11 protein-coding genes are annotated in these 17336 nt (G+C 57.3%); 5 read left to right on the forward strand and 6 right to left on the reverse strand.

Going from position 1 to position 17336, the window contains the following annotated elements:
* Positions 1–320: 320 nt before the first annotated feature.
* From Q7C20_RS05910 to Q7C20_RS05925, 4 genes are all read right to left on the reverse strand, one after another.
* Positions 321–1949: an ABC transporter substrate-binding protein gene (locus Q7C20_RS05910; RefSeq protein WP_375066230.1), complete on the reverse strand. Its 1629-nt coding sequence runs from the start codon at positions 1947–1949 to the stop codon at positions 321–323.
* A gap of 258 nt (positions 1950–2207) precedes the next feature.
* The gene (locus Q7C20_RS05915; RefSeq protein ID WP_375066233.1) at positions 2208–3809 is read right to left on the reverse strand and encodes an ABC transporter substrate-binding protein; all 1602 of its coding nucleotides are present in this window, start codon (positions 3807–3809) and stop codon (positions 2208–2210) included.
* A 143-nt stretch (positions 3810–3952) separates the two neighbouring features.
* The gene (locus Q7C20_RS05920) at positions 3953–6649 is read right to left on the reverse strand and encodes a hypothetical protein (protein WP_375066235.1); all 2697 of its coding nucleotides are present in this window, start codon (positions 6647–6649) and stop codon (positions 3953–3955) included.
* Positions 6650–7032: 383 nt separating this feature from the next.
* A complete protein-coding gene (locus Q7C20_RS05925; RefSeq protein WP_375066237.1) occupies positions 7033–7746 on the reverse strand; it encodes an SIMPL domain-containing protein in 714 nt (237 codons plus the stop codon).
* Positions 7747–7951: 205 nt separating this feature from the next.
* Here Q7C20_RS05925 and Q7C20_RS05930 point away from each other — a divergent pair, with 205 nt between their 5' ends.
* Both Q7C20_RS05930 and Q7C20_RS05935 read left to right on the forward strand, forming a co-directional pair.
* Complete coding sequence (locus Q7C20_RS05930) at positions 7952–9214, forward strand: ATP-binding protein (protein WP_348055559.1); 1263 nt, start codon at positions 7952–7954, stop codon at positions 9212–9214.
* The gene (locus tag Q7C20_RS05935) at positions 9207–9767 is read left to right on the forward strand and encodes a response regulator transcription factor (protein ID WP_010565532.1); all 561 of its coding nucleotides are present in this window, start codon (positions 9207–9209) and stop codon (positions 9765–9767) included. The genes Q7C20_RS05930 and Q7C20_RS05935 overlap by 8 nt, the downstream gene beginning before the upstream one ends.
* Positions 9768–9856: 89 nt before the next feature.
* On the opposite strand, the gene Q7C20_RS05940 is transcribed toward Q7C20_RS05935, so the two are convergent.
* Positions 9857–12484, reverse strand: coding sequence for a dermonecrotic toxin domain-containing protein (locus Q7C20_RS05940; protein ID WP_375066240.1), 2628 nt, complete (start codon positions 12482–12484; stop codon positions 9857–9859).
* A 258-nt stretch (positions 12485–12742) separates the two neighbouring features.
* On the opposite strand from Q7C20_RS05940, the gene Q7C20_RS05945 reads away from it, so the two are divergent.
* Positions 12743–14467, forward strand: a complete 1725-nt coding sequence (locus Q7C20_RS05945) for an ABC transporter ATP-binding protein/permease (RefSeq protein WP_375066242.1) — start codon at positions 12743–12745, stop codon at positions 14465–14467.
* Between the two features lie 196 nt (positions 14468–14663).
* Here Q7C20_RS05945 and Q7C20_RS05950 read toward each other — a convergent pair whose 3' ends face one another.
* Positions 14664–15101: a YhcB family protein gene (locus Q7C20_RS05950; RefSeq protein ID WP_004372274.1), complete on the reverse strand. Its 438-nt coding sequence runs from the start codon at positions 15099–15101 to the stop codon at positions 14664–14666.
* A gap of 147 nt (positions 15102–15248) precedes the next feature.
* Between Q7C20_RS05950 and Q7C20_RS05955 the strand changes: the two genes are divergently transcribed.
* Complete coding sequence (locus Q7C20_RS05955; protein WP_375066245.1) at positions 15249–15878, forward strand: alpha/beta hydrolase; 630 nt, start codon at positions 15249–15251, stop codon at positions 15876–15878.
* 24 nt (positions 15879–15902) lie between these two features.
* A complete protein-coding gene (locus tag Q7C20_RS05960) occupies positions 15903–17258 on the forward strand; it encodes a tryptophan--tRNA ligase (protein WP_375066247.1) in 1356 nt (451 codons plus the stop codon).
* The last annotated feature ends 78 nt before the right edge of the window (positions 17259–17336 follow it).

Here is a 17336-nt window from a genome sequence, read left to right on the forward strand (position 1 = left end):
AGTGGTATGGCGCATGACGATCCCGATCCTTGTTTGTAGTTGTCGTCAGCGAGCAATCACCCAGGCAAGAAACCTGGGAGACAACGCTGATCCCACACACAGCAAGTGCTTTTCTCAGAGTGATGCCTCTGCTGTCCTACGACGTTATGGGTCGCGGAGCGGGCAGTAAATGCATCAAAACTGACAGACCTTGTAGGCAACGGAGCCGCAAGTCGCAGTTCATTGCTGTAGGACAGAAATGACTGCGGGTGTGGTCTGTTTCCTACGGCCTGGGCGGATGCAATAACGGCGACGTTATGAAACGTCGCCGCCATTGATCCTTACTTGCCGCTTACGCTCACGCCATAGAAAGAGTTCAAGCCAAACGGGCTGATCTTGAAGTCCTGTACGGTGTTGCGCATGGGTTGATACACCGTCGAGTGCGCGATAGGTGTCATCGGGACTGCATCTTTGAGGATATGTTGCGCCTGCTTATACAGCTCGGTGCGTTTGGCTACATCCGAAGTGGCCTTGGCTTCTTTTACGATGCCGTCGAATTTCTTGTCACACCACTTGGAAAAGTTGTTACCGGCCAGCGAGTCGCAGCCGAACAGCACGTTCAACCAGTTGTCCGGGTCACCATTGTCGCCGCTCCAGCCAATGATCATGGCTTGGTTCTCGCCGCCTTTGGAACGCTTGATGTACTCGCCCCACTCGTAGCTGACGATGTTCACTTTCAGGCCGATCTGTTTCCAGTCGTTCTGCAGCATTTCAGCCATCAGCTTGGCGTTCGGGTTGTACGGACGTTGAACCGGCATCGCCCACAGGGTGATTTCGGTGCCTTCCTTGACGCCCGCTTCCTTGAGCAAAGCCTTGGCTTTGGTCACGTCGTACGGGGCATCCTTGATGGTGGTGTCGTAAGACCACTGGGTCGGCGGCATGGCGTTGACGGCCAGTTGGCCTGCGCCCTGGTACACGGAGTCGATGATCTGCTGCTTGTTCACCGACATGTCCAGCGCTTCACGTACACGCAGGTCGGACAGCGGGTTGGCGGCGGTCTGGCCCTTGAGCACTGGCATGACGTTGTAAGCGATGTAGCCCAGGTTGAAACCGGCCTGGTGCGGCAGTTTCAGGTCCTTGTCTTCACCCAGCGCTTTCAGGTCGGCAGGGCGCGGGAACAGGGTGATCTGGCATTCGTTTTTCTTGAGCTTCTGGATACGTACCGACGGGTCGGTGGTGATGGCGAAGATCAGGTTATCGATCTTCACGTCATCCGGTTTCCAGTAGTCCTTGTTGCCGGTGTAGCGAATGTTCGAGTCTTTCTGGTAGCTCTTGAACACGAACGGGCCAGTGCCGATCGGCTTCTGGTTGATGTCCTGTGGCGTGCCGTTTTTCAACAGCTGGGCTGCGTATTCAGCGGACTGGATCGACGCGAAGCTCATCGCCAGGTTCTGGATGAAGGCGGCGTCCACGGTGCCAAGGGTGAACTTGACGGTGTGGTCATCGACTTTCTCGATGTTCTTGATGTTTGTGTCCATACCCATGTCCGTGAAGTACGGGAACTCGGTTGGGTAGGCTTTGCGGAACGGGTCGTCCTTGTTGATCATGCGGTTGAACGTGAACAGCACGTCATCGGCATTGAAGGTACGGGTCGGTTTGAAGTACGAAGTGGTGTGGAACTTCACGCCGTCGCGCAGGTGGAACGTGTACGTCAGGCCGTCCGGGGAAACGTCCCAGGTAGTGGCCAGCCCAGGAACCACAGCGGTGCCGCCGCGTTCGAACTGGGTCAGACGGTTGAACATGGTTTCGGCCGAGGCATCGAAGTCTGTTCCGGTGGTGTACTGGCCTGGATCAAAACCGGCCGGGCTCCCTTCGGAGCAGAACACCAGGTTGCTCGCCGCTTGGGCGAAAGGAGCTGCGGCCATAAGGCCAGCGCTCACTAGAAGCGGAAGGACTGCGTGTTTAAGCATGTTGGCCTCATGATTTGTTGTCATTTTTGGTGGTGAGGGCGACCTCGTGAGTCGGCCTGCGGATACTTATGCAGGCGCCATACCCATTGCAAGATGTTGAACCGTCGTGAAGGTCAAAGTGTGGTACGAACGTACAGGAATGTCGCATTTATGAAAGTTTGTACACAAATGCGTCTATATATAGGCTTTTTTCGGTGCATGGCGCGCACCAAAAAAGCCCAACCGAGCGGCCTGGCGCACTCGGTTGGGGCGCACCTGTTACTTATCTAGACTGACACCGTAAAACGGCGTGAGACCAAAGGGGCTGATCTTGAAGTCCTGCACTTCCTTGCGAAGGGGCTGGAAAACCGTCGAGTTCGCAATAGGCGTTATAGGTACCTGTTCCTTAAGGATTTTTTGCGCCTGTTGATACCACTTGATGCGTTGCTCTCGGTCGCTGCTGACCTTGGCCTGCTGCACAAGTTTGTCGTAGGCCGGGTTACACCATTTGGCGTAATTGCTGCCCTTGACCGCAGCACAACTGTAGAGCACGCCCAGCCAGTTATCCGGGTCGCCGTTGTCGCCCGTCCAGCCGTAAATCATCGCGTCGTGCTCGCCATTTTTGGCGCGTTTGATGTACTCGCCCCACTCATAGCTGACGATGTTGGCTTTGATCCCGACTTTTTCCCAATCCTGCTGGATCATCTGCGCCGACATCCGCGCGTTCGGATTGGAGGCGCGTTGAACCGTCATCGCCCACAAATTGATGGTGGTACCTGGTGCAACCCCTGCTTCTTTTAGTAGCGCCCGCGCCATGGCTGGATCGTACGGGGCGTCTTTGATGGTGGGGTCATAAGACCACTGCGCCGGAGGCAGAGCGTTCTGCGCCAATTGCCCGGCGCCCTGGTACACGGCCTTGATGATTGCTGGCTTGTCGATGGCCATGTCCAGTGCCTGGCGCACTTTGAGCTGGTCCAGCGGCGGGTGCGTCACGTTGTAGGCCAGGAAACCCAGGTTGAACCCGGCTTGTTGCAGCACGCGCAGGTTCGGGTCCTGCTTCATGATTTCGATGTCGGCTGGGCGCGGGTAGCCGCTGACCTGGCATTCGCCGGCCTTGAGTTTCTGCAGGCGCGCGGCGGCGTCCGGGGTGATGGCGAACACCAGGTTGTCGAGTTTTACGTCCTCGGGTTTCCAATACTGTTTATTGGCGGCGTAGCGAATCTGCGAGTCTTTCTGGTAACGCTTGAACACAAACGGGCCGGTGCCGATCGGTTTCTGGTTGATCTCCTCGGCCTTGCCTTCCTTCAAGAGTTGGGCGGCGTATTCGGCCGATTGCACCGAGGCAAAACTCATGGCCAGGTTCTGCACGAACGAGGCATCGACGTTATTCAGGTTAAAACGCACGGTGTGCTCATCGACCTTGTCGAGGCTTTTAATCGTGGTGTTTAAACCCATGTCGGTGAAGTACGGCGACTCGGAGGGGTAAGCCTTGCGGAACGGGCTGTCGGCATCCAGCAGGCGATTGAAGGTGAACACCACGTCATCGGCATTAAAGTCGCGGGTCGGCGTGAAATAGTCGGTGGTGTGGAATTTAACCCCATCACGCAGGTGAAAGGTGTAGGTCAGGCCGTCTTGGGAGACATCCCAACTAGTCGCCAGGCCGGGTTCTACCTCGGTGCCGCCACGCTTGAACTGGGTCAGGCGGTTGAACACGGTTTCGGCGGACGCATCAAAGTCGGTGCCGCTGGTGTATTGGCTGGGGTCGAAGCCGGCGGGGCTGGCTTCGGAGCAGTAGACCAGGGTGCTGGCGGCCTGGGCCATCGGCATGAATGCCACAAGGCTTGCAGCCAGGAGCAGCGGTTTGAAGGCGGTTCTTTCCATGGAGACTCCTGAAGTGGCAGGCATATGTTGCTGCCCAAACGAAAACGGCGGTCACCGAGGTTACCGCCGTTCAGGCTTGTCAGGTAGAGACGGCTGGCGTTAGTTGCGGTGCCAGCCCTCACGCAAGACCCATGTATTACCCCTTACACCGCGGCTGGTGTAGAGATTTCTATTCGGGTGGGTGCGGATTTATCAATGACATAACCGTCGCCGCTCACATCATTGCTTGCCCGTATCGTGAATATCCGAGAAGTGGTGATATCCAGGTCTCGATTGGTGACGCCACCGTCTTCGGTCAGAAGTTTAAGGTCCCATTTTGTAGTGGCCTTGACCGTGTGGGTATCACTGCCCGGGTTGTATTCAATGGTGAAATACTTCTCGCCCGCTGAAACGCTGTAACCCTCCTTCAATACCGGTGGCATGAGTTCTACAAACGCAGGAAACGATGCGCCTTGGTGAGCAACCTCTGAAATACGGGCTCTCAGATTCGGGTCGGGAATGGTGGCTTCCAGTGTGGCAAGCCTTGTTTTAATCGTTTCCTCATCGGACGTTGACCTGAAATCCAGCTTGGTGCGCACCTCAGTAGCACCTTCTCTGGTAACGATTGTGTAATCGCCTCGGTTCAAGTCGACCGGGAAGCTCGTGGAGTACTCGCTGTTGTAACCGTCAATGGGCTGGGCTCGCTCGGTCTCGGTCACCGCGAACTGCCCGTCATCGATTCTCCAGGAGACGGCAAGGCGCCTTTTAACGTTTGGACCGTCGCTGAAGAGATTATTGATGAACGTATAGTCTTTGCTTTCGTCAACGTTCAAGTAGTCGTCAAACTTGGCAGAGCCGGGGATTTTCGAACCATCAGACTCAACAAATCGCTCCGAAAACTTGGGCGTCGACAATGATTCATCACTGGCGGTTGAGGTGATCGGGCGATTCCAGAACCATCGTCCGCCACCGGTTTCGCCGGCTTTGGTCCACACCCCTGTTTCATCAGGGCTGGCAATAATGGCGCTGCTCGCCAATTTTGATGAATCCTTCGGATCCTTGACGCGCAACAAGTAAGCCGTGCCGTCCCACGCATCGGGTTTATCAGCAACGAAATACGTTTTGCCCCTGTACTTTATTTCCTGCATCCCCGGAAAGGATGAGGCAGGCGTGGTTGCAGGTTTGACTGCGCCTGTTTCAGCGTTTGTCGAAGCCTTTGGGGTTCGCACGAACTCAAAATCGCTCGACTGCTCGTCATATTTCCAACGGTAATGCGGGCTCGTGGCGGACTGGGCGGGGAGCGAAGGTTCACCCAGCCCGGCTTCCACGGCAGAGGGTGCAATTTCGTGGGCCAGCTGCAGGCCCGATATCACCGCTGCGGCGGTGCCGCCCACGCGATCGTCGGCGGTCTTGCCATGGAGGGAGTCATGAATGCCAAAGACGATATTGCCCGTGTTGCCCACGACGGGGATGTAACCGAAGGTACGTCCCCACAATTCTTTGGCGCCCTTCCAGCTTTGTTGCGCGGAGCCAAACACTTCTGTCTGGTCGTCCGATTGTGCATTCCTGGCATTCAGCGCCTGATAGTCGGCGGCAATACCGTTATTAAGCTTGCCGAACTTCAAAACATAGTCGTCTTTTCGCGATTGGGAGTAATTAAACGTCTCCCTCACCGGTACCGCTTTATCCTTGAACAGGCTTTGACGTCCCGGGTAGGTGGCGTGATTTCCTGCAATCAAGTTGTCGAGTACATCAATCGCTTTCGGCCAATGAGCATCTTTGCCGCCCTGGCGGTCTTTGGAGTTGAAACTGCGCTGCAGTTCACTGCGGTTTTCTTTTGCCCAGTTGGCAAAGTCTTTATCGCCGTTTATTTCATTGATCTTGCCGTTCTTCAGGTCAATCATCAGACCTTTATTGGGCCTGTGGTCATAATCGCCGTGATAGTTAACGTACGGAACAAATGCATACCCGGCCAATGGGTAGCCGTATACATTTGGAATCACCACATTACCGTTCTTATCCAGCGTGCGGTTGATCGCTTCCTGCCCGGCAGGTGTCAGTTTTTCATAACTGTGTTTGTCGTTACGCAGGCTTTGTAAAGTGCCCCGCACCGCATAGGCATCGGCTTTTCCCGAACGCTTCGCCAATGCGCCTGACGCGTCCTGCATGGGTTTGGTTATTTCATCGGTCCAATGATCCTGCAGCCGTGCGCCCAGCGCTTCCAGACCGTTGATCTTGTTCCGGTCTTTTGGCTGAATTTCCATTGTTTGGAAATTCAGCAGGCCGCCGCCTGCGGGCCTGTCGTGCTTAAGGGCCCCGGCTGCAATTTCCCAGGCAAAGTAGGTGCGTTCATCGGTATTGGTTTTATGTTCCGGCTTCCATTTGCCGACATAAGCGTTGAACGTCACCGTGATTTTTTCATGCGGGTCATACCCGGCAGCCAACAACCCACCGCTGAAGTAACCGGCCGGTTCCAGGAACTGGCGAGTCTTCTGGAACCTGATATTGCTTTCGCCTTCCTCACCACTTTCTATGTGTTTGATTTGCACCACAACGCGCGCGGCAAACGCATCGACGTGCTGAAGACGTTCCTGTTGCGTATAGCTTTGCGTGGGAGGTGAGACATTGACGGAGCCATAAATAACAGCCTTGGCAAAATCAAGCTCATGGTTGGGAGTTGGAGCCAGTGTCGGTTTTTCGCCAGGACTTATCTTTTTATCTTGCTCGCCGCTGGGTGTTCCCAAACGTATATTTTCTTGCGGTGGCGAGGCAACAACTGCCCGCGTCGTGCGCGTGTGTACAGCCGGTGTTGGAGGGGCAGTGACGAAAGGCTGCGGCAGCGAAGTAAGGCTTATGGTCATGAGCGGCTCGTTATAGGTATGGTTTTTAATTCATAGCGTGGCGTGCCTGAATAAGAAGGGCGGTGCGCACACTGCATAACGTTGCGTCGTCATCAATTGATGTGTCTTTGCTGTCGCGTGGTTTGTTTACAGCTGTGGAGTTGAACGCATAGTGCGAATGCGTCTGTCGAGTCAGGGTTGAGTGCTCGAGTGCGACAGTGTCCGTATTGAATGACGTGCAACTGGGTGGTTACTTGCGCGAAAAGAGTTCCACCTTATGCCCGTGCGGTGTACTCAGCATATGTATAACGAGCGGAAAATCTTACGTCGACGGGCATACAGCTCGCTTAAAAAAAACGGCGCGAGCCTTAAAGGGCCGCGCCGTTTTTATGCCTCGAAAAGAGTTACTGAAGAACTTCAATTACCCCTTCGGCACTCATGTGGACCTGGCTGGTGCCGGCTTCCACTTCCGGCGTCGGCGCCGAATCGGCCATCGCGGCCTTCAGCATCATCGCGCCATTGCGCGCATACGGTTGCGGGTAGCCATTGGTGTTGAAGTTCAGGTTGACGATTTTATAGCCCTTGCCGCCGAGTGCATCGGTGGCCAACTGGGCTCGCGCCTTGAATGCGGCGACCGCGTCTTTGAGCAGCGCGTCTTCGCTGGACTTGCGCGTGCTGTCGGCGATGGCAAAGTCCATGTTTTCCATTTTCAGGGTGTTCAGCAGGTCGCCGGTGAGCTTGGACAGGGCAGGGAAGTCCGCACTTTCCAGGCGCAATTCGGCGCGTTCACGCCAGCCGGTGATCTTCTGGTTCTTGTTATCGTAGATCGGGTAGCTGTTGCGGCTGCCCTGGCGCAGGGTCACGCCTTTGACTTCGCGGGCCTCGCCGAGCGCCTTGTTCACGGTGTTGGTGATTTCAGCGGCGAGCTTGGCCGGGTCGCTGTTCTGGGATTCTGTGTAGAGGGTCACGATCATCTTGTCGCGGGCAACCTCCTGGCTGACTTCGGCACGCAGGGAAATCTGGTTGTAGTTCAGCGCATCGGCGGCAAGTGCCGGCAGGCTGGCGAGGGCGCCGACGCCGAGGGTGATAACGGCTGCACTGCGAGTGAAACGAGACATGGAAGCTCCTTGGGATAGTCGTGTTCGGTATGACTGTAGACGGTGGTATCGGGTTCTTCGGGTTTACACATTCCCTACACGTGCGGCCCAGGCCGACGAACGGTAGGTTGAGCGGCCTGCGTCAAAGAGCCACACAGGCCGTGGCGGCGGGCCCGCTTCGTTTATACTCGTGCCGATCCGCCTGCAGCGCTCACCGGGAGAGCTCATGCTCGCCGCCGTAAAACTGACTTCCGCCACACGCCAGAACCTCTGGCGCCTGACGTTCATTCGAACCCTGGTATTGGCCGCGCAGGCCGGTTCCGTCGGGCTCGCCTACTGGTTCGACCTGCTGCCACTGCCCTGGCTGCAACTGGCCGTGACCCTCGGTTTTTCCACTGTGCTCTGTGCGTTTACCGCCATCCGGTTGCGCACTACTTGGCCGGTGACCGAGCTGGAATACGCCCTGCAGTTGGCCTGCGACTTGTTTATCCACAGTGTGTTGCTTTATTTCTCGGGTGGTTCCACCAACCCCTTTGTTTCGTTTTACCTGGTGCCCCTGACCATCGCCGCCGTGACCTTGCCGTGGCGCTTTTCGGTGGTGTTGTCGGGTATCGCGCTGACCTTGTACACCTTGCTGCTGGCGCGGTTCTATCCGCTGCAAACCTTTCCCATCGCCCGCGAAAACTTGCAGATCTACGGGATGTGGCTGAGTTTCGCCCTCTCGGCTGCGGTGATCACCTTTTTTGCCGCGCGCATGGCCGAAGAGCTGCGCCGCCAGGAAGAATTGCGCGCCATTCGCCGTGAAGAAGGCCTGCGCGATCAGCAATTGCTGGCCGTCGCCACCCAGGCCGCCGGTGCCGCCCATGAGTTGGGCACGCCGCTGGCCACCATGAGCGTACTGCTTAACGAAATGGTCCAGGACCACCACGACCCGGCCCTGCAGGATGACTTGGGCGTGTTGCAGGAGCAGGTCAAGCAGTGCAAGCAAACCTTGCAGCAACTGGTGCGCGCCGCCGAAGCCAATCGCCGTTTGGCGGTGGAGATGCAGGACGTGACCCAGTGGCTCGACGAAGCCCTGAACCGTTGGCACCTGATGCGCCCCGAAGCCAGTTATCGCTTTCATCTGTTGGGCCAGGGCAGCGTGCCGCGCATGGCGCCACCGCCGGACCTGACCCAGGCGCTGCTCAATCTGTTGAACAACGCCGCCGACGCGTGCCCCGAAGGGTTGGGCGTGCAGCTGGACTGGGACGCGGAAAACGTGACCATCAGCATTCGTGACCACGGCGCGGGCGTGCCGCTGGCCATTGCCGAACAGATCGGCAAACCTTTCTTTACCACCAAGGGCAAAGGCTTCGGCCTCGGCCTGTTTTTGAGCAAGGCCAGCGTGACCCGCGCGGGCGGCTCAGTGAAACTCTATAGTCATGAGGAAGGCGGTACGCTCACCGAGCTGCGCCTGCCACGTGTCGCACGAGGAGATATCGATGAGTGACGAGATCCAAGTCGAAGGCGAAGAACTGCCGCATTTGTTGCTGGTAGATGACGACGCCACCTTTACCCGCGTCATGGCGCGCGCCATGAGCCGCCGGGGTTTTCGCGTAAGCACCGCAGGCTCGGCCGAAGAAGGCCTGGCCATCGCCCAGGCGGACTTGCCGGACTACGCCGCACTCGACCTGAAAATGGACGGCGACTCAGGCCTGGTGCTGCTGCCCAAACTGCTGGAACTCGACCCGGAAATGCGCGTGGTGATCCTCACCGGTTACTCCAGCATTGCCACCGCCGTCGAAGCCATCAAGCGCGGCGCCTGCAACTACCTGTGCAAACCGGCCGACGCCGACGACGTGCTGGCGGCCTTGCTGTCCGAACACGCCGACCTCGACACCCTGGTGCCGGAAAACCCAATGTCGGTGGACCGTCTGCAGTGGGAACACATCCAGCGCGTGCTGACCGAGCACGAAGGCAACATCTCCGCCACAGCTCGCGCCCTCGGCATGCACCGCCGTACATTGCAGCGCAAATTGCAAAAGCGCCCGGTCCGGCGCTAAGCGGTCGGGGCGGCCTGCTGAAATAGCCGGGGAATACCCGCTTATTTCAGCAGTGCCTGCAACCACTCCTGCGCTGTTCCAAGCGGCCTTCAACCGAAATAGTTGGGGAACTTATTCGGGCCCAGGTAGAGGAAGTTTGATGGCGCCAGCTTTATGTCCCTGGGCATCTTCAATTCGACGAACGGGCTGCCGGCAGTGATCGCGCCGAGCTCCTGCGGGACTTGGTCAGTGCTGAATATGACCATGTAGTCGCCCCTGCCCACATAACGCTCGTTACCTAAAAACAACAGGTCTTCGACGTTCTCGCTGTTGAATTGCTGGCCCGGGGGATTAACGTACACACCGCCCTTCGAGCCCTCTCGCGTTGCACCCCGCGCTGCATCATTGATGGCTTGCCCGCGAGCAATCGCTTCTGCGCCCGCCTTGTCGGTGTAGTGAATATAAACCGGTTGGCCGTTGTACATGCCCGAATCCACTATCGACTGCCAATCCTGATGATTGATCAATGACTGATCCGTCGAGGCGCGTGGAATAGCATTGTCTTGCGAGAGCGGTTTTCTCTGCGGCGCATGCGTGATGGTTTTCTTGCCGCCGCCCTTCATTGTGTTTAAACGCCATTCTCCGTTGCCCGCCGACTCCAAGAACATCGCTGTCTTCCCGGTCGCCGGATGAATGGCCCGAACGTATCCATTCTCGGTTTTATAGTTTCGGCTGATCTCAAATACTCTGCTGACACCTGTGCCATCCGTGTAACGGACAAAGAACCGTTCGCCGACTTGATACGTGCCATCCCCCCTCAGGGTTCGACCCTCAAGGAAGTTATCCGGCATGGCGTAGGCGCTGAAGTCGGGCAACTGTCGGGACGTGTCCGGTAGTTGTAGATGCGATGGCTCCGGGGCAGTCGGTGCAGGTTTATCATCGACGTGGAGTGCATTGGACTCGATTTCACCGGCGGCGCCCTCTGCTGCCTTGCCCCCTCTTGCGATATGCGGGATCACGACGGTAGCGGCATTGAACACGCCGAACGCAATGCGCTCGGTGCCAGTGGGTTTACCGTGCACTGTGTCGTCAATGCCAATCACCGTGGTGGTTACCCCATCCGCCAGATAAAAGGCATCCAGCACCAATGCCACTTCGGGCATCACTAACGCCAGCGGGGTCAGAAACAGTGCGACTTTTGTGGATTTTTCCAGGGCTGACAAGACAGCCTTTTTAGTTTGATCTGCATCACTGGTTATCTGGACATCGGCATCCGCATAGGAACGGTTCTTCTGGCGTTTCGCGATTTCATCGAACGGCAGGTGGTGCGGTTCTGTGGTGATGAATGTTTGCGGATCCCAAAAACCGGTAAAGGCCCTGTGGTCGTAATTGAGTAACCCACCCGGGGTTTCACGTTTTTCAGGCCAGCTACCAAGACCTGCCAGCGTTTCGTCTATGCCGGCTCGTGCGAAGCCATTGGGTTTGTCTTTCAATGCGAAGTGCAACGCCATCGCAGCACGTTTTGTAGGGTCGGCCATTTGTGTTGCGAGCCATTGCTTCATTTCCGCCTGGCTGCTGAAGCTGTGAATGGGGGAGGAGTTCCCGGGTATGTAAAGCAGCGTCAGTGCAGGCGTGCTCTTGGTATCCGTTATGTACACAAGGTCGGTGGATTGATAGCTGCCGAGCTTGATTAAACCCAGTTCAATGTTGGGGTCATTGGGTGGGTTCTTCTGCAAGTCTTCGTACTGGATGTCCGGCCATGACGCCTGATTACCTGACATACCCGCAGCTCGCATGATCAGCTCACGACCTTGCGGGGTCAGGCTGCCCTCTTGACGCTGGGCCATGGCGGATTGGATGAACGACGCTTTGGCCAGCACGGGGTATTTGTCCAGGTGGTGGGTCCAGAACTCATCCAGAAACGCTTTGTAAGGCTGTTGAAAATCAGCCTTCCAAATCAGTTTTTTGAATTCGGCAGGCGTGATCGAACTTTGGCTTACCCCGTTGTAAACCGGTGCAGGCTCTTCGGCGGACTCTTTGTAAATGCCCTGGAAAGTATGGGTGTTGTTGGCCAGTTCCCTGTTGGGGTTGAAGCGGCTTGAAAGGTCGAACGTTGCGGGCCTGAGTGTTTTCAGATCAGGTTTGACGATGACTTCCGGTCCGCCCGGGTAGAAGGGCACTTCATACCCTTGCCCCGCAGGCGTGGCCTGTGCATTTTGAATCAGCGCCTGGGTTAACGAGATTCTTTGGATGACCTTTGCGGGGTAAGGCCTTTCTCCAGTGGTGTTGTAATCGAACGTCACCAGAAACGTGTTATCAGGGTCTATATCCCACTGTTCTTTATCCGCCGGGCTTTTTGCCTTTTGCGCGAATTCAGCAAATTTTTTCTTGAGGAAGTTTGCTGCCTCTTGCTCGACGCTGTTGAACGAGTCGGTGATTTCTCGCACGGCCGGGTCAACGTTGATATTGAGGTCTGGAAGGGTGGACGGCGGTACTTTTTCTGCGAGCCCCACACGTTTACCCGGATCAGGATTGACACTCACTTCTTCGAAGCCGCGCCCTGGCGACTTGCCAATTAATCTGACCTCCTGCACCAACTCTTGGTCGTTGGGCGAGCTGGAGTTGATCGAACGCTTGTGGCGAACAACAGCATCGGCCGGGTCAGCGTTGTTTTCGGATGGTAGTTTTGGCTCTGTCGAGGCCGGGTAAGGGCTGACGCGTTGAGTACCAATGTGCATAAATCGAGCCTCGAACAGTAGGTTTATTGACTGTTTCCTGTGTGGCGAAGCGGTAGGCAACGTTCCACGGCTTATGTCACCTCTTTTTTCTTCCGAGGTAGGACGAAGTATCTTGATGCGTGCGGCATTAAGCTGCTGATGCATCCTTTATGGCGCTGAACAAAGTCTGAACAATTTGCTTCAGGCCGCACGGAGCCTTGAACCGATCGTCTATGATCGGTTCGAAAGCCTGTCACATTTTCTTACAGAGCCTGAACGATGAATCAGAACGCTGAGTATTCCGCGGCCAACGACGCGGTGCGTGGGCACTTCTTTCGCCGAACCTGGGCGATGATCACGCCCTATTGGCGCAGTGAAGAGAAGGGCAAGGCCTGGTTGCTGTTAGCGGCGGTGATTGCACTGTCGCTGTTCAGCGTGGCGATCTCCGTGTGGATCAACCACTGGTACAAGGATTTCTACAACGCCCTGGAGAAGAAGGACACCGAGGCCTTCTGGCGGTTGATCGGTTATTTCTGCGGTATTGCGACCGTGGCTATTCTGGGCGCGGTTTACCGTTTGTACCTGACCCAGATGCTGACCATTCGCTGGCGCGCCTGGCTCACCGAAAAGCACTTCACGCGCTGGCTGGGCAACAAAAACTATTACCAGCTGGAGCAGGGCGGTTACACCGATAACCCGGACCAGCGGATTTCCGAAGACCTCAACAACTTCACCTCGACGACGTTGAGCCTGGGACTGGGGTTGCTGCGCAATGTGGTCAGCCTGGTGTCGTTCTCGGTTATTTTGTGGGGCGTGTCGGGCAGCATTGAAGTGTTTGGTATCACCATCCCTGGCTATATGTTCTGGTGCGCGCTGCTGTATGCCGCCGTGGGCAGTTGGCTGACTCACCTGATTGGCCGTCGCTTGATTGGCTTGAGCAACCAACAACAACGCTTCGAAGCGGACCTGCGTTTCTCCATGGTGCGTGTGCGTGAGAACGCCGAGAGCATTGCCCTGTACAACGGCGAGCCGAATGAAAAACAGCGTTTGAGCACGCGGTTCGGCAAGGTCTGGCAGAACTACTGGGACATCATGCGAGTGTCCAAGCGCCTGACGTTCTTTACCGCCGGGTATGAACAGATCGCGATTGTTTTTGCCTTTATTGTGGCGGCGCCGCGTTATTTCGCCGGCAAGATCGAGTTGGGTGAGCTGATGCAAATCAACTCGGCGTTCGGCAACGTGCAGGGCAACTTTAGCTGGTTTATCAGTGCCTATTCCGACCTCGCCTCATGGCGCGCCACCAGTGACCGTCTGCTGAGTTTCCAGCAAGCCATGCGTGACAATGAACAGCGTCCTGCGGCGATCGATGTGCGCGGTGAAGGCGAGCGTCTGGTGGTGCAGGGCCTGGGCATGGACCTGGCCGATGGCCGTCACTTGCTCACCCATGCCGACATGACGGTGGAGCCGGGCCAGCGGGTGATGCTCAGCGGGCGTTCCGGCAGCGGTAAAAGTACGCTGCTGCGGGCCATGGGGCATTTGTGGCCGGCGGGCCACGGCAGTATTCGTCTGCCGGCGGCGCGTTATCTGTTTTTGCCGCAGAAGCCGTATTTGCCGATTGGTACGCTCAAGGCTGCGTTGAGTTATCCACAGGACGACAGCGTCTACTCGGCGGAACGTTATGCACAGGTGCTGGAAACCTGCCGCTTGCCACATTTGGTCGCGCGTCTGGATGAGGCTAACCATTGGCAGCGCATGCTCTCCCCGGGTGAACAGCAGCGCCTGGCCTTTGCCCGCGCACTGTTGTTTGCTCCGCAATGGTTGTACATGGACGAGGCGACCTCGGCCATGGATGAAGAGGATGAGGCGACGCTGTATCAGGCGTTGATTGATGAGTTGCCGGGGTTGAGTGTTGTCAGCGTTGGGCACCGCAGCAGCCTTAAGCGTTTCCATGGGCGGCATGTGCGGATTGAAGGTGGGTTATTGCAGGAACAAACCACCTCCTGAAGTCGGAGCGCGGTCAGTGTGGGAGGGGGCTTGCTCCCGATAGCGGCGTATCAGTCAGAGTATTTGGCACTGATAGACCTCTATCGGGAGCAAGCCCCCTCCCACATTTGACCGGTGTCGTTTGAGGGTTTGTATACCCAACAAAAAGCCCGGCTGATCATCGATCAGCCGGGCTTTTTTAACGCTTGAAAATGACTTACTTCTTCAAGCCGTAATGCTCATCCAGCATGCCTGGGGCGTTTGGCGTTTTTGGCGCGTAGTCCCGTGGCGGTTCCTGATTCTCACGCGGAGGAGTCAGGCGTTCCCGTGGAGCTTGCGGTGCATCGGAATGCAACGCGGCCAGCAGACGCTGACGGGTGATGTCGTCGAGGGCCAGGCGGTTAGCGCCATCGGCGAGGTGATCCTGTACGTCCTGGTAGCTCTGAGTGAGCTTCTTGACCAGGGTCGCGGTGCTGTTGAAGTGGGTAACCACCTCATTCTGGTAACTGTCAAAACGTTCCTGAATGTCATCCAGCTGACGCTGCGTGCGGTTAGGCGCGGCATTCGGCAGCAGGCGAGCAACCAGGAATCCAATGGCGACACCGGCAACCAGGGCAAGAGTCGGCAACAACCAAACTAAGAGCGAGTGTTCCACGAGTCCTTCCTCTATAAACGGCTTTGCTTTACGTTAACGGCTCAAACCTGCGCTGTATACCGCGATTAAGCTCGCAATGATGCCATGCACAGACTTTTAGCTAGACGAGTCGACCCATTGAGAGGTCACGGAGTTCATTCCTTGCTCATGCGTGAAACCCCCGTTTTGATCGATGGCCCAGTGGGCCAATTGGAAGCCCTGTACCTGGATCACCCCGAGCCACGCGGCCTGGCGCTCATCTGTCACCCCAACCCGGTGCAGGGTGGGACCATGCTCAACAAAGTCGTATCGACCCTGCAACGCACCGCCCGCGATGCCGGTTTGATTACTTTACGTTTCAATTACCGTGGCGTCGGTGCCAGCGCCGGTACCCACGACATGGCCACCGGTGAAGTGGACGATGCCGAAGCGGCCGCCACCTGGCTGCGGGAAAAACACCCCGACCTGCCAATCACCCTGCTCGGTTTCTCCTTCGGCGGTTACGTGGCCGCCAGCCTCGGCGGGCGTCTGGAAGCCAAGGGCGAACAGCTCGCGCACCTGTTTATGGTCGCCGCCGCCGTGATGCGCCTGCGCGATACCGACGTGCTGCCCCAAGGGTGCCCGTTGACCCTGATCCAGCCGGAAACCGACGAGGTGGTCGACCCGCAAGCCGTTTACGACTGGTCGGCAGCCCTGAATCGCCCCCATGAGCTGCTGAAAGTGGCAGAATGCGGGCACTTTTTTCATGGCAAGCTCACCGATCTCAAGGATCTGGTGCTGCCCCGTCTTTCGAATTGATAGCAGTCTGATAAGCGATTACCCATGACGACTCGTACCCGCATCCTCACCGGCATCACCACCACTGGCACGCCGCACCTGGGCAACTACGCCGGTGCGATCCGCCCGGCGATCCTTGCCAGCCAGGACGCCAATGCCGATTCCTTCTACTTTCTGGCCGACTACCACGCCCTGATCAAGTGCGATGACCCGCAGCGCATCCAGCGCTCGCGTATGGAAATCGCCGCGACCTGGCTGGCCGGTGGCCTGGATGTAAACCGGGTAACGTTCTACCGCCAGTCCGACATCCCGGAAATTCCCGAGCTGACCTGGCTGCTGACCTGCGTTGCCGCCAAGGGCCTGCTCAATCGCGCCCACGCCTACAAGGCGTCGGTGGACAAAAACGTGGAAGCCGGCGAAGACCCGGATGCGGGCATCACCATGGGCCTGTACAGCTACCCGGTGCTGATGGCCGCGGACATCCTGATGTTCAACGCGCACAAGGTGCCGGTCGGTCGCGACCAGATCCAGCACGTGGAAATGGCCCGCGACATCGGCCAGCGCTTCAACCACCTGTTTGGCAACGGTAAAGAATTCTTCACCATGCCCGAGGCGTTGATCGAAGAAAGCGTCGCCACCTTGCCGGGCCTGGATGGCCGCAAGATGTCGAAGAGCTACGACAACACCATCCCGCTGTTTACCAGCGCCAAGGACATGAAAGACGCCATCTCGCGGATCGTCACCGATTCCCGCGCGCCCGGCGAAGCCAAGGACCCGGACAATTCGCACCTGTTCACCTTGTACCAGGCGTTTGCCAGCAAGGCTCAGGAAGAAGAATTCCGCGCCGAACTGCAGCAAGGTCTGGGCTGGGGCGAGGCGAAGAGTCGCCTGTTCCAGCTGCTGGACAGCCAGTTGGGCGAAGCGCGCGAGCGTTATCACCAGTTGATGTCGCGCCCCTCTGACATGGAAGACCTGCTGCTAGTCGGCGCCAAAAAAGCCCGCGCCGTGGCGGCGCCATTCCTTGCTGAGCTGCGTGAGGCCGTTGGCCTGCGTTCGTTCGTCGAGCAGGCCGCCGCACCGGTTGCAGCGAAGAAGAAAGCCGCGAAAGCTGCGCGCTTTGTAAGCTTTCGCGAAGACGATGGCAGCTTCCGCTTCCGCCTGCTGGCCGCCGATGGCGAGCAATTGCTGTTGTCGCGCAATTTTGCCGATGGCAAAGCCGCTGGCGCCGTCACCAAGCAGCTGCAAAACGGCGACGCGCTGGATGTGCGCACGGAAGCCCTGAGCTTCAGTGTCTGGCTGGACAATGCCGTCGTGGCCGACAGCGCCGAATTCGCCGACGAAACGTCGCGCGATGCTGCCATCGCCGCCTTGCGCGTTGCGTTGACCCCAATCGAGGATTAACCCGACCAAGGGTTGATTGCCATTAATCAGGGCCGTCGTTACAGTGACGGCCCGTTTTTGTTGCCTTGCTAACGAAAT

The sequence above is a fragment of the Pseudomonas sp. AMR01 genome, from assembly GCF_041946035.1.
Lineage (GTDB): Bacteria > Pseudomonadota > Gammaproteobacteria > Pseudomonadales > Pseudomonadaceae > Aquipseudomonas > Aquipseudomonas antarctica_B.

Bases quoted from the DNA above. Each gene is read 5' to 3' on its own strand.
- Q7C20_RS05910 (WP_375066230.1), bottom strand. From the start codon at position 1,949: ATGCTTAAACACGCAGTCCTTCCGCTTCTAGTGAGCGCTGGCCTTATG.
- Q7C20_RS05915 (WP_375066233.1), bottom strand. From the start codon at position 3,809: ATGGAAAGAACCGCCTTCAAACCGCTGCTCCTGGCTGCAAGCCTTGTG.
- Q7C20_RS05920 (WP_375066235.1), bottom strand. From the start codon at position 6,649: ATGACCATAAGCCTTACTTCGCTGCCGCAGCCTTTCGTCACTGCCCCT.
- Q7C20_RS05925 (WP_375066237.1), bottom strand. From the start codon at position 7,746: ATGTCTCGTTTCACTCGCAGTGCAGCCGTTATCACCCTCGGCGTCGGC.
- Q7C20_RS05930 (WP_348055559.1), top strand. From the start codon at position 7,952: ATGCTCGCCGCCGTAAAACTGACTTCCGCCACACGCCAGAACCTCTGG.
- Q7C20_RS05935 (WP_010565532.1), top strand. From the start codon at position 9,207: ATGAGTGACGAGATCCAAGTCGAAGGCGAAGAACTGCCGCATTTGTTG.
- Q7C20_RS05940 (WP_375066240.1), bottom strand. From the start codon at position 12,484: ATGCACATTGGTACTCAACGCGTCAGCCCTTACCCGGCCTCGACAGAG.
- Q7C20_RS05945 (WP_375066242.1), top strand. From the start codon at position 12,743: ATGAATCAGAACGCTGAGTATTCCGCGGCCAACGACGCGGTGCGTGGG.
- Q7C20_RS05955 (WP_375066245.1), top strand. From the start codon at position 15,249: ATGCGTGAAACCCCCGTTTTGATCGATGGCCCAGTGGGCCAATTGGAA.
- Q7C20_RS05960 (WP_375066247.1), top strand. From the start codon at position 15,903: ATGACGACTCGTACCCGCATCCTCACCGGCATCACCACCACTGGCACG.